This window comes from Vibrio sp. 2304, from assembly GCF_033339475.1.
Lineage (GTDB): Bacteria > Pseudomonadota > Gammaproteobacteria > Enterobacterales > Vibrionaceae > Vibrio > Vibrio alginolyticus.
In genome coordinates this window covers 369,255-382,994 of sequence record NZ_JAWOUQ010000005.1, presented here as the reverse complement: position 1 = coordinate 382,994, position 13,740 = coordinate 369,255, and the positions used below count along the sequence as shown (strand labels likewise).

The following is a 13,740-nucleotide window of genomic DNA, read 5'->3' as shown; positions in this document are numbered from 1 at the left end:
GCCGACTACCGGAATCGAACTGGTGACCTACTGATTACAAGTCAGTTGCTCTACCTACTGAGCTAAGTCGGCACACTTTATTCTTTGTGCTTTTGTCCGTGTTATAACATTTCGTTAAGACACCAACAAATCAAATTGTGGTGCCCGGAGGCGGAATCGAACCACCGACACGAGGATTTTCAATCCTCTGCTCTACCGACTGAGCTATCCGGGCAACGGAGCGCTATTAAACGGATTTTCCCGCGTTGCGTCAACCACTTTTTTTAAATAATTTCAAAAAAGTGGTTGTTCGAACGCTTTTTATTCAACTGTCACTACAAAGTTTGCTTCGAGTTAAATTCCTTTTTGAAATTTGTAACTTTTTCTAGGTAGCGACGCGCTTCTGCGTTCGGGTGTTTCTTGGTTAACGCCCAATAAACTTGGTTGGGTTGCAATGAATTAAGATCTTGCATTGCGCGTTTGCGATCACTGCGATGAAATGTGTTTAAAACTCCTCCAGTACCGCCATTGTAAGCTGAAATCATGCTGTACTCGAGAGAGGTAGGGTGGCGGACTTCTCTTAAATAACGATTTTTTAAGATATAGAAATACGCAGTACCGGTATCTATGTTGTTTTCTGGATTAAACAAATATTCAGGGCTTGGTTGGCCCGAGCGCTTTTTCACGAGTTTGAACACATCTCGTCCCGCTGTTTTAGGTACAACTTGCATTAGGCCATACGCATTTGCCCAACTTACCGCGTATGGGTTGAAGCTGCTCTCGGTTTTAATAATGGCGTATATCAAGTCTTCTGGAATGTCGTATTTCTTGGAAGCTCGACGCACGATATCGGCGTATTGGTAGCTGCGAGTTGAAAAGTGGTCTTCAACCATGGGAATTTCGACGTAATACGCTTTCTTGAAATCTACATTTTTGGTTTTTATTTTATTTGCGATGAGGTATTCCGCAAATCGGTTTGCCCGCCAAGACCATTGAATTGGCTTATTGTCTTGGTCGACAACTTGTTTATACAGGAATGGTTGCCCCTCTAACGTGATACCTTTAGAGGAGAATAAGTCGACGTGCGCGGGATCGTCTGGTGTTAATAAGGTGGTGACAATCGCGTCTTTTAGGTGTTTTTGGGGCTCGGTCGGTGATACGGTCTCTATCGTGATCACGCCTTTGCGAAAGTCGACCTCGGCGCGGCTAAGGTAGTTATCGATGTACTTAACGTAATTACTCTTGCCAGCGTACTTGATCTCTTTTTTACCCCAGCGCTTTTGAATATTGCCTGAAAAGCTATTGATTAAGGCATCTAGCGCCGCAGTATCTTTTTCAAATTGTCCTGGTAGCTCAGCTAAGTTATTGGCAAAACGGTTTGTTGGCTCGTAGTTGACGTCATAAATCTTTTCGACGAATTCACGGCTACAGCCTGCCATTAAAAGTGCGGCAGCGATAAAGACAATTTTTTTCATAAGTATCAGAGTTATTGAAGGTAATAGAAAAATGACACCACAAATGGTTGTGATGTCATTGTTTAACTCAAGCGACTTTATTCGCTCGGCGGTGTGTAACCTTCGATATGAACGTCTTTTCCTTCAAAGAGGAAGTTTACCATTTCTGTTTCGATCAGTTTGCGGTGTTCTGGATCCATCATGTTGAGTTTCTTCTCGTTGATCAACATGGTTTGTTTGTGTTGCCACTGAGCCCACGCTTCTTTCGAGATGTTGTCGAAAATGCGTTTACCTAGTTCACCAGGGTAAAGTTGAAAGTCTAGACCTTCGCCTTCTTTCTTTAGTCGAGCACAAAATACAGTGCGGCTCATAATGACTCCTTGTATTCAATTAACGAAGTTCGTGGGGTAGCGTTTCCAGCAATAGTTTTACTGGCGCGGCTAAACCGACTTCTTCAGGTTTAGATAAGTTATACCAAAGACCTTTGTTGCCTTCCATTATCACGTCCGGTTGCTTTGATAAATCAATCAAAATTGGCGTGATATCTAGGTGGTAATGGCTGAATGTATGACGAAAGGTAATCAGTGTTTGCTTCTGTTTGATATTGCTGGCTTGAATGCCGCGTTGATCCAGTAGCAATTCAATGTCGCTTTCTGCATCCACATGTTCGGTTTGTGGGAAGCAGAATAAGCCACCCCAAATGCCTGTTTGTGGTCTTTGCTCCAACCACACCTCATGACCATTTTCGGTGTTGTGGTGAAGCATCACGAAACGAGTTTGCTTGATTGGCTTATCTTTCTTCGGTTTTTTGCCCGGGTAGTCGAGCACATTACCTTGTTGCTTTGCCACACACAGATCAGCAACAGGGCAGAGGCTACATTTGGGTTTGCTGCGAGTGCAGACCATTGCGCCCATGTCCATCATTGCCTGGTTATACTTATCTACATCCGTTTGTGGGGTATGCGTTTCGGCAATTTCCCACAGCTGGTTTTCAACCTTTTTTTGTCCTGGCCATCCTTCGACTGCGAAACAGCGGGATAGGGTGCGCTTCACGTTACCATCAAGAATCGCGTGTGGTTGTTTATACACAGACGATAAAATGGCGGCAGCAGTAGAGCGACCAATCCCCGGTAGGGCGTTCATTTTCTCTATATCAAGAGGAAACTCACCATTGTATGTAGAGGCGACCTCTTGTGCTGCTTTGTGAAGGTTACGGGCTCGGGCGTAATACCCTAAGCCAGTCCAAAGGTGTAGGACTTCATCTTGCTCAGCATTGGCAAGATCGATCACGGTTGGAAAGCGCTCCAAAAAACGTTGGTAATACGGAATAACCGTAGTGACCTGAGTTTGCTGAAGCATAATTTCAGACAACCAGACACTGTATGCGGTCTTATTTTGTTGCCACGGAAGATCTTTTCTTCCATATGCGTCATACCATTCTAGGATGGCACTGGCGAAAGGTGTCACGACTTGCTCTGTATTCTATTATTGGTTAGGTGCAAAATTGCACCACATAATGGGCAAGAAGTACAACGGATAAACAGTAGGGATATAAAGAGGTGTGTCGTTGCTTTTGGGTTGCCATAGACCAAGAGCTCAACAAATACTTGCACCTAAGTAAATTCTTTGGATAATCCCCGCTTTGATTAATCAATGTGCAGGCAAAATCAATGAGTGAAGTAACCACTAACGAATACAACGAAGACGGAAAGCTGATCCGCAAAATCCGCAGCTTTGTACGCCGTGAAGGGCGTTTGACTAAAGGTCAAGAGAGCGCGATGAATGAATGCTGGCCTACGATGGGTATTGACTTCAAAGCTGAACTTCTCGATTGGAAAGAGGTGTTTGGCAACGATAACCCAGTAGTGCTTGAGATCGGTTTTGGTATGGGTGCTTCATTGGTTGAAATGGCAAAGAACGCGCCAGAGAAAAACTTCATCGGTATCGAAGTTCATAGCCCAGGCGTTGGTGCTTGTCTTGCCGATGCTCGCGAAGCGGGAATTACTAACCTGCGTGTAATGTGTCACGATGCGGTAGAAGTATTCGAACACATGATCCCAAATGGCAGCTTATCGACACTGCAATTGTTCTTCCCAGACCCTTGGCATAAGAAGCGTCACCACAAGCGTCGTATTGTTCAATTAGGTTTTGCGGAAATGGTGCGTGAGAAGCTTATCCCTAATGAAGGTATTTTCCACATGGCGACCGACTGGGAAAACTACGCAGAGCACATGATTGAAGTGATGAACCAAGCGCCAGGTTTCGAAAACATTGCTAAAGATGGTGATTTCGTTCCTCGTCCAGACGATCGCCCGCTAACGAAGTTTGAAGCTCGTGGTCACCGTCTTGGTCACGGTGTTTGGGATATCAAATATAAGCGTATTGCGTAACCAGAGGAGTTCATGGGATGTACCATTACGCGATATTAGCGAATCCGGGTCATAACCGAATTTACTTTGATAGCGCAATGACCATTGCCTGTTCTGAACTAAAAGCAATTTTAGCTTCACAAGGCGTGGATGTGACAGAAATTGGTAGTAAAGACGTTGGCTTACCTGCTGCGTTGGTGTTTTCTTGTCAGGAAGCGCTAACCGATGAGCAGGCGCGAAGAATCGCAGCCTCTTCGATTTACTATGCGCTATTTGAAGTGCGCGAAGATGGTTTACTTCGACCAGTTCAAGCGCCCGTATTTAACACTTTCCCGGAAAGCATGAGCCAGATTTTGCGCTACACCGGGAAAACAAATGAGCAGTTTACCCGTTTGATGGTGAATATCGGCATTAGTGCGTCCAATACGGGAAGTGAACAACTGACCTTAATGGATCCAATGTGTGGTAAAGGTACAACCTTATTTGAAGGCTTGATCCACGGTTTGAACGTGGTAGGGGTTGAGATCAACGCCAAGTGGGTGCAAGAGATCCAGACCTTTATTGTTAAGTTCATGAAGAATGGCCGCTTTAAGCACAAAGTGAGCAAAGAAAAGCGCACTGCGGGTGGCAAGAAAGTGGCGGATGGTTTCGTGGTTGAAGCTGCAGCAAATAAAGAAGATTACAACCAAGGCAATCTTCAGTTTATGAAGCTGTATTCGGCTGATACTCGTATCGCTGATCAAGTCGTGAAAAAGAACTCAGTTGATGTGATGGTGTCTGATCTGCCTTATGGCGTGCAGCACGGCAGCAAAAATGCCAAGGACAGCAAACTGAACCGTAGTCCACTAGAGCTTTTAAAAGAGGCTCTGCCTGCATGGAAAGTGGTATTGAAAAAGCAAGGTTCAGTGGTGTTGTCTTTCAATGAATTCACATTGAAATGGAAAGATGTCGCGGCATTATTTGAAGAGCAAGGTTGGAAGGTACTTTCAGAAGAGCCTTACATCGGTTATCTTCACCGTGTTGATCAATCTATCAACCGCAATATTATTGTGGCAGTAAAACCATAATCGACTTGAGTCGAACGAACCCTATGGAAAAGCCAACGACACGTTGGCTTTTTTTACCTCTGAGCTCAACGAGTTCTCTTGTAAATAGAAGGTAGAGAATGAAACCGACAGTGGAAATTTTGACAGATATTTTGGCGGAAGTACGCCCTTTAATCGGCCAAGGTAAAGTGGCTGATTACATTCCTGCTCTGGCAAAAGTACCCAGCAACAAGTTAGGTATTGCGGTATACACCAACGAAGGTGAGGTTATTAAGGCGGGTGATGCCGATGAACCTTTCTCTATCCAATCTATTTCAAAAGCATTGAGCTTGACGTTAGCGATGTGCTTGTACAAGCAAGAAGAAATTTGGTCTCGAGTGGGAAAAGAGCCTTCGGGGCAGGCATTTAATTCGCTAATCCAGCTAGAAATGGAGCAAGGTATTCCTCGTAATCCATTTATAAATGCTGGAGCGATAGTAGTGGCAGATTTGTTACAAACTCGCTTATCTGCACCTCGTCAGCGCCTGTTGGAATTTGTGCGTCAGCTTTCTGGTGATACCCATATTGTGTATGACAAAGTCGTTGCGGCATCCGAAATGATGCATGGTGATCGTAATGCGGCGATTGCATATCTCATGCGTTCGTTTGGCAACTTCGAAAATGAAGTGATTCCAGTACTACAAAACTACTTCCACGCTTGTGCGCTGAAGATGAGTTGCGTCGATTTGGCTAAAACGTTTAGCTATTTAGCAAACAAGGGCACATCGGTACAAACGGGTAAGCCTGTAGTTTCTCCTGTGCAAACCAAACAACTTAATGCACTGTTAGCAACGTGTGGCTTGTATGATGGCGCGGGCGAGTTTGCTTATCGCGTTGGTATGCCTGGTAAGTCTGGTGTTGGTGGTGGCATTATCGCGGTAGTACCTGGTGAAATGACCATTTCAGTATGGTCTCCAGAGCTTGATCCTTCAGGTAACTCGCTTGCGGGTACTAAGGCGCTTGAGCTGCTCTCAGAGCGAATTGGCCGTTCAATTTTCTAATGTTAGAAATGTGTCAACCTTATTTAGGACGGCACAGTTTCTAAATAAAAAGCCTCTCAATTGAGAGGCTTTTTTTGTTTTTGGGTTGCGTTACTCTTCGCTTTCTTCGGCCATAAAGGCTTCGAGCAAATCATTAAGGAAGAGCTTCCCTTTTTCAGTAATTTGCCAGTGGGTAGGCGTTTCACTCAGGTAGCCCATTTCTATCGCCCAGTTGATGGTTTCTTGAATCGTACTAAGCGGTAAGCCCGTGGTGTCCACGTAATCTTGCTTCGGACAGGCTTCAATTAAGCGGAATCGGTTCATAAAGAACTCGAATGGACGATCTTCATCCGCGACGACATGTTCCGTATGCAGATAAGGTTTGACCATATTTTGATAAGCCGCTAAATAGCCTCGCGGGTGTTTTACCTTTGTCGTTCGAATAATACGTCCGTCGGTAAAACTGAGTTTGCCATGAGAGCCACAACCGATACCAAGGTAATCACCAAAGCGCCAGTAGTTGAGGTTGTGCTGACACTGATAGCCCGGCTTACTGTAACCGGAGATTTCATATTGCACATAACCCGCGGCTGCAAGTTTTTGGTGTCCGAGCTCGAAAATATCCCACAAGTCATCATCGTCAGGTAGCGTTGGTGGCTTGTAGTAGAACATGGTGTTTGGTTCGATGGTCAGCTGATACCAAGACAAGTGCGGCGGTGCCAACTCAATCGCTTTGTCCAAATCTGCCAAGGCTTGTTCGATGCTTTGATCAGGTAAGCCGTGCATGAGATCGAGGTTAAAGCTGTTCAAACCGATTTGGTGCGCCAGCTTAGCAGCATTGACGGCTTCGTCTTGGCCGTGAATGCGCCCCAAACGCTCAAGCTTCTGCTGCTCAAAGCTTTGTACGCCGATAGAGATACGCGTTACACCAGCTTTGCGGTAGCCAACAAAACGCTCTGCTTCGATGGTGCCTGGATTCGCTTCCATGGTGATTTCGATTTCAGGCTTGAACGGAATACGCGCTTCAATGCCCTTAAGTAGATGCTCGATGCCTTCTGCCGAAATCAAACTCGGCGTACCACCACCAATGAAGATTGAATGCAGTGGACGTGGCGCTTCGTTAAGTCGGTATTTCTCAATGTCGGTATCCAAATCTTCTAAAAGGGCACTGATGTACTCTTCTTCTGGAATCTCGGTTTTGAGCGCGTGAGAGTTAAAGTCGCAATACGGGCACTTTTGCACACACCAAGGGATGTGTACATACAAGCTGAGTGCTGGGGGCGTTAACATGGTCTAATTCGCTCGTGATTACTGAGACACTTGCTCAGACAGTTGAGCAAACAACGACTTGAGCGCTTTACCGCGGTGAGACAGTTGTTTCTTACGTGCAGGTTCAAGTTCGGCTGACGCACAGTTGTCTTCAGGAACAAAGAAGATAGGGTCGTAGCCAAAGCCATTTTCACCGTGTGCTTCAGTTAGAATTCGGCCTTCCCATTTACCGTGACAGACGATAGGCGTTGGGTCGTTCTCGTGACGCATGAGGACTAATACGCAGTGGAAACGTGCTGTACGCTCTGCTTCTGGTACGCCTTCCATTGCCGCTAGCAATTTTTCTAGATTCTCTTGATCAGATGCGCTCTCGCCTGCGTAACGTGCAGAGTAAATGCCCGGAGCGCCTTTTAAGAAATCGACTTCTAAGCCAGAGTCATCTGCAATCGCAGGAAGCCCTGTTTCTTGTGCGGCATGGCGAGCTTTAATGATTGCGTTTTCAATGAAAGTTGTACCCGTTTCAGCTACTTCCGATACATTGAATTCACTTTGCGCTAATACTTCAAAGCCGAAGTCAGACAACAAATCTGCCATTTCACGAACTTTGCCTTGGTTACCAGTTGCTAGCACAATTTTTTTCATGGGAATCTCTTTTAATAGTGATAGAGGAGAACAAATCGTTCTCCTCTAGATATTCTTTAACTAATAAGTGGTTTTTAGCCTGCTTAGATCCAAAAGCTTTTGGAACATCACAACCCAATTACTCTTCAACATAAAACTTCTGGGTGAATTTAAGCTTACCTGAGCCTTTGTTTCCAGCTTTTACGTCAATATCGAAAGTAAAAGTTTCTTCGTGGGTAATTGGCAGTTCGGCTAAATAGTATATCGCATTGCCTTCTTTGACTTCCCGAAAGGTCAAGGTCTGAGTTTGGCCGATAAGGTTCTTCGCGCGTCCAGCAATTTTTGCTTCTAATGCTGGCTTACCCAATGAAGCTCTATCTAACACGCTAATATTAACCACAGCGAGGTATCCATTACGTTTGATATCGTAGCTACGTGCGACTTTGGGTGTTAGGAATGTTGAGTTAAACGCGACATAGTGGACTTCGATATCTTTCATATTTTTAAACTGATCGGCGAAGCTTGGTAACGACAACAGGCTAATCAGTAATGCGGTAATCCATTTGCTCATTGTTACTTCCTCAAAGCACTTGTTATAAAACAACCATAGCTGCAATTTTACCTTGGTCAGGGGGTAAAAAATGCGTACTCAGTCGTTGGTATTAGTAAGTGTGGTACAAAATCGTAAATAAAAAGCCATCATATGATGGCTTTAATTTCTGTCGGTATCTGGGTAGGCGATTCTATCCGAATTTGTTTGTGCCGTCCTAATTCACCTTTTTCTATGTGAACCAAGCCCTTAGCGATTTTAAACTGCTTGGCTAAGAACTTAGTTAGGTGTGCATTAGCTTTGCCATCGACAGGTGGAGCAGTAATGGCGATTTTTAGCTCTTCACCATGCAAGCCAACGATTTTATCGCGGCTAGCTTTAGGTTGAATATAGAGCTTCAGGATGATGTCCTCACCATCTTGCCAAACTGCAGCTGACATTATAGCTGGAACCAAATTGGACCAATGATATCGCCCATTAAGAAGTTCGCGAACTGCAAGCCGATAAATAACACCAGTACGCTTAAATCAAGACCACCAATAGCCGGAAGAATACGACGGATTGGAGCGCACATTGGCTCGGTCAGTTGATGGAATACGTACTCGATAGGGCTGCGGCCTTGGCTTACCCAGCTCAAAATTGCACGGATCAATAGTACCCAGAACAATAGGCCACCTGCGGCTTTGATTAATGATAATAAGCCCAAGAATAAGAAGTCAGCGCTGAAAGAGACGGAACCGTTCGAAGCTATTAGGATAAGCACGACAAATTTAAGCACACACAACACGTAGGCAAACAACACGGTTGCTAGGTCAATATTCCCCACGGAAGGGATAACGCGGCGCAATGGACCAATGACCGGCTGAGTCGCTTTTACTATAAATTGCGAGAATGGGTTGTAGAAGTCTGCGCGCGCAGCTTGCAACCAAATTCGCAAAATTACGACCATGATGTACAGGTCAAATAGGGTTGAGATGAGAAAACTCATTGAATTCATAAGGTACCCTTAACAAGTGATGGATGATACTAAACGGAGTTCATCCAAATAATTAAAACAGTTTTTCCATTTCTTCCGCGCGAGCCACAGCAGCTTGCATGGCTTTAGCGACAATATCTGAAAGTTGATGTTCGTTGAATGTACGCAGTGCTTCTGCCGTTGTCCCACCTTTCGAAGTTACGTTCTCACGCAGGGTTGATAGCTCAGTTTCTGGGTTGCTAACCACCATACTGGCCGCGCCCAGTGCAGCTTGCTGAACCAATAGTCTAGCGGTCTCTTTATCAAAGCCTTGCGCAATCGCTTCTGCTTGCATCGCTTCCATAAACAGGAAGAAGTATGCTGGAGCACTGCCCGCAGCGGCAATCACATTATTGATGCCAGACTCTTGCTCAACCCAGCATACTTTACCGACCGCTTCCATTAACTCTGCGGCAAAAGCTTTGTCGTGCTCGGTTACATGAGTTGGTGCGAATAATCCACTCATACCCAACCCAAGTTGCGATGGCGTATTTGGCATAACACGAACCAAGTTCAATTTGGTGGCTAGCATATCATCCAATCGAGAACAGTTGATGCCTGCGGCAATAGAAATCACCAGTTTATTAGTGAAATCGATCGATTGCAGTGGTTTACAGACATCCGCCATCATTTGCGGTTTCACAGACAATACCACCACATCCGCCTCGGTCGCAGCTTGGATGTTATCGCTGGTGGTACGGATGCCAAAATCTTGTTCTAGCAGAAGGCGACGAGCCTCTGAAGGAGCCGTCGCGGTAATGTTTTGCGCTGGGTATCCGTTAGCAACCAAGCCGGAAACAATGGCTCTCACCATGTTGCCAGCACCAATGAAGGCGATTTTTTTATGTTCCATTTGTCTGATTTCCATCATGATATTTAGAATTTGTTGTGCGCTAAGGTGTATAATGGCGCCGCTGTTACTTACTGCTCCTATTGGCGAGTAAGATGATTGCGCATTTACGCTCTAACGATTGACGACATAACTTATGTCGCGAGTGAGCGTTTAGTTGATTTAGCTGTAGTCTCGTGCGCCGAAAATAGCGGTTCCAATACGAACCATTGTACTACCAGCTTCGATTGCAGCGGTCATATCACCACTCATTCCCATTGATAATGTATCGATTTCTGGGAACTGTGCTTCTAGTGTTTGCTTCAACGTAGCCAACTTCTGAAATTCACGGAGTTGTGATTCGTAGTCAGACACGTTGGCAGGAATCGACATCAACCCTCTTAAAGTGAGGTTGGGTAGGCGAGAAATCAACTCCGCCAGCTCGAATACTTCCGCTTCAGTGACACCAGACTTAGATGCCTCACCACTGGTGTTAACCTGAATCAGAACTTGTAGCGGTTTAAGTTCGCTTGGACGCTGATCATTCAGGCGTTGAGCAATCTTGGTTCGATCGATGGTGTGAACCCAATCGAAATGTTCGGCAACAAGTCGCGATTTATTCGACTGAATCGGGCCAATGAAGTGCCATTCGATTCGATTATCTGGATAATGCTCGGCAAAGTGCTGAACTTTACTGACGCCCTCTTGGACGTAGTTTTCACCAAAGGCGGTTTGTCCCGCTTGGTAGGCTTCGAGAATTGCCTCGACAGGTTTAGTTTTGCTTACCGCTAGAAGTTGCACTGACTCTGGAGTTCGACCACATTTTTGCTCGTCATATCGAATTTGAGAGGTGATATGTTCAATATTTTGTTGAATACTACTCATAGCTGTACTTTAGACTTAAGGATTTTAAATGGATATCACTGAGTTACTGGATTTTAGTGTAAAACATAATGCCTCGGATCTACATCTTTCTGCAGGTGTCCCACCAATGGTTCGTATTGATGGGGATGTGAGAAAACTAGGCATTCCAGCGTTTACACACCAAGAAGTGCATCGTTTGGTTTTCGAAATCATGAACGATGCCCAACGCAGTGAGTTCGAAGAAAAACTCGAAGTCGATTTCTCTTTTGAGTTGCATAACGTTGGCCGTTTCCGTGTCAACGCTTTCAACCAATCTCGCGGTTGTGCGGCAGTATTCCGTACCATTCCAAGTAGCATTCCAACTCTGGAAGAGCTAGAAGCGCCAGAGATCTTCAAAAAAATTGCGAACGCTGAAAAAGGCTTAGTTCTGGTCACTGGCCCAACAGGTTCAGGTAAATCGACGACCTTAGCAGCCATTGTTGACTACATTAACCGTAATCACAACAAGCACGTACTCACAATTGAAGATCCGATTGAATTTGTTCACAACAACAATAAATGTTTGATCAACCAGCGTGAAGTTCACCGTGACACCCATAGTTTCCAAAATGCTTTGCGTAGTGCATTGCGCGAAGACCCAGACGTTATTCTGGTTGGTGAGATGCGTGATAAAGAAACCATCAGCCTTGCCTTAACGGCGGCAGAAACGGGTCACTTAGTTTTCGGGACGTTGCACACCAGCTCGGCGGCAAAAACCATTGACCGTATTATCGATGTATTTCCTGGTAGTGATAAAGATATGGTCCGCTCGATGCTATCTGAGTCTCTTCGTTCGGTTATCGCGCAAAAGCTTCTGAAGCGTAATGGTGGTGGCCGTATTGCATGCCATGAAATTATGATGGCAACGCCTGCGATTCGTAACTTGATCCGCGAAGACAAAGTCGCGCAGATGTATTCGATCATTCAAACAGGTGCGGCTCACGGCATGCAAACCATGGAGCAAAATGCTCGTCAGTTAATGGCGCAAGGCATGGTTGCTCGTGAAGAGGTCGATAGTAAGATCGGATTAGAAGTGCAGCAATTCTCGTAACGTTCATACAGATAATGGTGAATACGGAAGATGGATCTAGATAAATTTCTCGAAGGCATGCTGGCGCTGAAAGCGTCGGATCTTTACATCACGGTTGGAGCGCCAATTCTATTTCGTGTGGATGGCGAATTGCGTCCGCAAGGGGAAAAACTCACCGAGAGTGATGTGGCTGCATTACTCGATAGCGCTATGGAACCAGATCGGCGTCAGGAATTTCGTAAAAGTCGCGAGTCGAATTTTGCCATTGTGAGAGATTGTGGCCGCTTCCGTGTGAGTGCCTTTTTTCAACGCGAGTTACCAGGCGCAGTGATTCGTCGTATTGAAACTAATATTCCTACTTTTGAGCAGTTAAAGTTACCGTTAGTGTTGCAAGATTTGGCAATAGCTAAGCGTGGTTTGGTGCTGGTGGTCGGTGCTACTGGATCGGGTAAATCGACCACCATGGCGGCGATGACAGGCTATCGAAACAGCAATAAAACCGGGCACATTTTGACGGTCGAAGATCCGATCGAATTCGTGCATGAACACAAGCGCTGTATCGTGACTCAACGCGAAGTTGGGTTAGATACGGAAAGCTATGAAGTTGCGCTTAAAAACTCGCTGCGCCAAGCACCAGATATGATTTTGATTGGTGAGATCCGTAGCCGTGAAACAATGGAATACGCGATGACCTTCGCCGAAACGGGTCACCTGTGTATGGCAACGTTGCACGCCAATAATGCCAACCAAGCATTAGAGCGCATTCTTCACTTGGTACCGAAAGATCAAAAAGAACAATTCTTGTTCGATTTGTCGATGAACCTAAAAGGCGTGGTTGGTCAGCAGTTGATCCGAGATAAAAATGGGCAGGGACGTCATGGTGTATTTGAGATCTTGCTAAATAGCCCACGTGTGTCGGATTTGATTCGTCGCGGAGATTTACATGAGTTGAAGTCAACCATGGCTCGCTCAAATGAGTTTGGTATGCTGACGTTCGATCAATCTCTCTATAAGTTAGTGATGCAAGGTAAGATCAGCGAAGAGGATGCACTACATAGTGCCGACTCGGCAAATGATCTGCGCTTGATGTTGAAAACGCAGCGTGGTGAAGCATTCTCTACGGGCAGTTTGGCGAACGTTAAGATCGATATGGATTAATCCAATCCAGAAACAAAAAAGGTTGGCAGGAGCCAACCTTTTTTCATTGTGCTTGAAGTGTTTACTCATCCCAAAGGGCTTCAAACCAGCTTTCTAGAATCACCACTGCTGACTGGCAGTCAACATTACCTTTCGATAGGGCTTTATAGCCGCCCATGCTGAACAACTCCGCACGAGCTTCTGCAGTAGATAAACGCTCATCATGCAGTTCAACAGGCAATCCGTATCGGCCTTGCAGACGCTTAGCAAATTTTCGTGCACGAGGGGTTATGGTCTCAAGGTCTTTACCATGCAGATCGGTCGGTAAACCGACCACTAGCAAATCTGGTTGCCACTCTTTGATTTGCTTTTCGATATCGTCCCAGTTTGGAATACCGTCATTGGCTTTAAAGGCTTTTAATGGGGAAGCTGTACCAGTAATTTCTTGGCCAATAGCGCTACCAATGCTTTTGGTTCCAAAGTCAAAAGCCATAATTGTGCGTGACATAAGGTGTCTCT

16 protein-coding genes and 2 tRNA genes are annotated in these 13,740 nt (G+C 45.4%); 5 read left to right on the top strand and 13 right to left on the bottom strand.

From position 1 onward, the window contains the following. The 5 genes from R7P64_RS13160 to mutY all read right to left on the bottom strand — a co-directional run bounded on the left by R7P64_RS13160 (position 1) and on the right by mutY (position 2,900). A tRNA-Thr gene (locus R7P64_RS13160) sits at positions 1-72 on the bottom strand. A 66-nt stretch (positions 73-138) separates the two neighbouring features. Beyond that, a tRNA-Phe gene (locus tag R7P64_RS13155) sits at positions 139-214 on the bottom strand. 100 nt (positions 215-314) lie between these two features. Further along, positions 315-1,454 (bottom strand): membrane-bound lytic murein transglycosylase MltC, encoded by a 1,140-nt coding sequence (gene mltC / locus R7P64_RS13150; RefSeq protein WP_005381001.1) that lies wholly within the window; start codon positions 1,452-1,454, stop codon positions 315-317. Positions 1,455-1,531: 77 nt separating this feature from the next. Then, on the bottom strand, positions 1,532-1,804 hold the full coding sequence (locus R7P64_RS13145; RefSeq protein ID WP_005381002.1) for an oxidative damage protection protein: 273 nt from the start codon (positions 1,802-1,804) through the stop codon (positions 1,532-1,534). 19 nt (positions 1,805-1,823) lie between these two features. Beyond that, positions 1,824-2,900 (bottom strand): A/G-specific adenine glycosylase, encoded by a 1,077-nt coding sequence (mutY, locus tag R7P64_RS13140; protein WP_005381004.1) that lies wholly within the window; start codon positions 2,898-2,900, stop codon positions 1,824-1,826. Positions 2,901-3,103: 203 nt separating this feature from the next. Between mutY and trmB the strand changes: the two genes are divergently transcribed. From trmB to glsB, 3 genes are all read left to right on the top strand, one after another. Beyond that, entirely contained in the window at positions 3,104-3,823 is a 720-nt protein-coding gene (gene trmB, locus R7P64_RS13135) for a tRNA (guanosine(46)-N7)-methyltransferase TrmB (RefSeq protein WP_005384506.1), read from the top strand. Between the two features lie 17 nt (positions 3,824-3,840). Further along, positions 3,841-4,869: a TRM11 family SAM-dependent methyltransferase gene (locus R7P64_RS13130; protein ID WP_005384509.1), complete on the top strand. Its 1,029-nt coding sequence runs from the start codon at positions 3,841-3,843 to the stop codon at positions 4,867-4,869. Between the two features lie 98 nt (positions 4,870-4,967). Beyond that, entirely contained in the window at positions 4,968-5,888 is a 921-nt protein-coding gene (glsB, locus tag R7P64_RS13125; RefSeq protein ID WP_005381007.1) for a glutaminase B, read from the top strand. Positions 5,889-5,978: 90 nt separating this feature from the next. Here glsB and hemW read toward each other — a convergent pair whose 3' ends face one another. The 7 genes from hemW to R7P64_RS13090 all read right to left on the bottom strand — a co-directional run bounded on the left by hemW (position 5,979) and on the right by R7P64_RS13090 (position 11,036). Further along, the gene (gene hemW, locus R7P64_RS13120; RefSeq protein ID WP_104979712.1) at positions 5,979-7,157 is read right to left on the bottom strand and encodes a radical SAM family heme chaperone HemW; all 1,179 of its coding nucleotides are present in this window, start codon (positions 7,155-7,157) and stop codon (positions 5,979-5,981) included. An 18-nt stretch (positions 7,158-7,175) separates the two neighbouring features. Next, the gene (locus R7P64_RS13115; RefSeq protein ID WP_005381009.1) at positions 7,176-7,778 is read right to left on the bottom strand and encodes an XTP/dITP diphosphatase; all 603 of its coding nucleotides are present in this window, start codon (positions 7,776-7,778) and stop codon (positions 7,176-7,178) included. A gap of 118 nt (positions 7,779-7,896) precedes the next feature. Next, positions 7,897-8,328 (bottom strand): DUF4426 domain-containing protein, encoded by a 432-nt coding sequence (locus R7P64_RS13110; protein ID WP_005381010.1) that lies wholly within the window; start codon positions 8,326-8,328, stop codon positions 7,897-7,899. 128 nt (positions 8,329-8,456) lie between these two features. Next, positions 8,457-8,747 carry a DUF167 family protein YggU gene (gene yggU, locus R7P64_RS13105; protein ID WP_005381011.1) on the bottom strand — a complete coding sequence of 97 codons (291 nt, stop codon included), beginning with the start codon at positions 8,745-8,747 and terminating at the stop codon, positions 8,457-8,459. Then, a complete protein-coding gene (locus R7P64_RS13100; RefSeq protein WP_005381012.1) occupies positions 8,747-9,304 on the bottom strand; it encodes a YggT family protein in 558 nt (185 codons plus the stop codon). The genes yggU and R7P64_RS13100 overlap by 1 nt, the downstream gene beginning before the upstream one ends. Before the next feature lie 52 nt (positions 9,305-9,356). Further along, positions 9,357-10,175 carry a pyrroline-5-carboxylate reductase gene (proC, locus tag R7P64_RS13095; RefSeq protein ID WP_005381013.1) on the bottom strand — a complete coding sequence of 273 codons (819 nt, stop codon included), beginning with the start codon at positions 10,173-10,175 and terminating at the stop codon, positions 9,357-9,359. 159 nt (positions 10,176-10,334) lie between these two features. After that, positions 10,335-11,036: a YggS family pyridoxal phosphate-dependent enzyme gene (locus R7P64_RS13090; protein WP_005384521.1), complete on the bottom strand. Its 702-nt coding sequence runs from the start codon at positions 11,034-11,036 to the stop codon at positions 10,335-10,337. A gap of 28 nt (positions 11,037-11,064) precedes the next feature. Between R7P64_RS13090 and R7P64_RS13085 the strand changes: the two genes are divergently transcribed. After that, on the top strand, positions 11,065-12,105 hold the full coding sequence (locus R7P64_RS13085) for a type IV pilus twitching motility protein PilT (protein ID WP_005381015.1): 1,041 nt from the start codon (positions 11,065-11,067) through the stop codon (positions 12,103-12,105). 30 nt (positions 12,106-12,135) lie between these two features. Further along, positions 12,136-13,242: a PilT/PilU family type 4a pilus ATPase gene (locus tag R7P64_RS13080; RefSeq protein ID WP_005381016.1), complete on the top strand. Its 1,107-nt coding sequence runs from the start codon at positions 12,136-12,138 to the stop codon at positions 13,240-13,242. Positions 13,243-13,303: 61 nt separating this feature from the next. Here the strand turns inward: R7P64_RS13080 and ruvX are convergent, their stop codons facing one another. Next, on the bottom strand, positions 13,304-13,729 hold the full coding sequence (gene ruvX / locus R7P64_RS13075) for a Holliday junction resolvase RuvX (RefSeq protein WP_053304143.1): 426 nt from the start codon (positions 13,727-13,729) through the stop codon (positions 13,304-13,306). Positions 13,730-13,740: the final 11 nt, after the last annotated feature.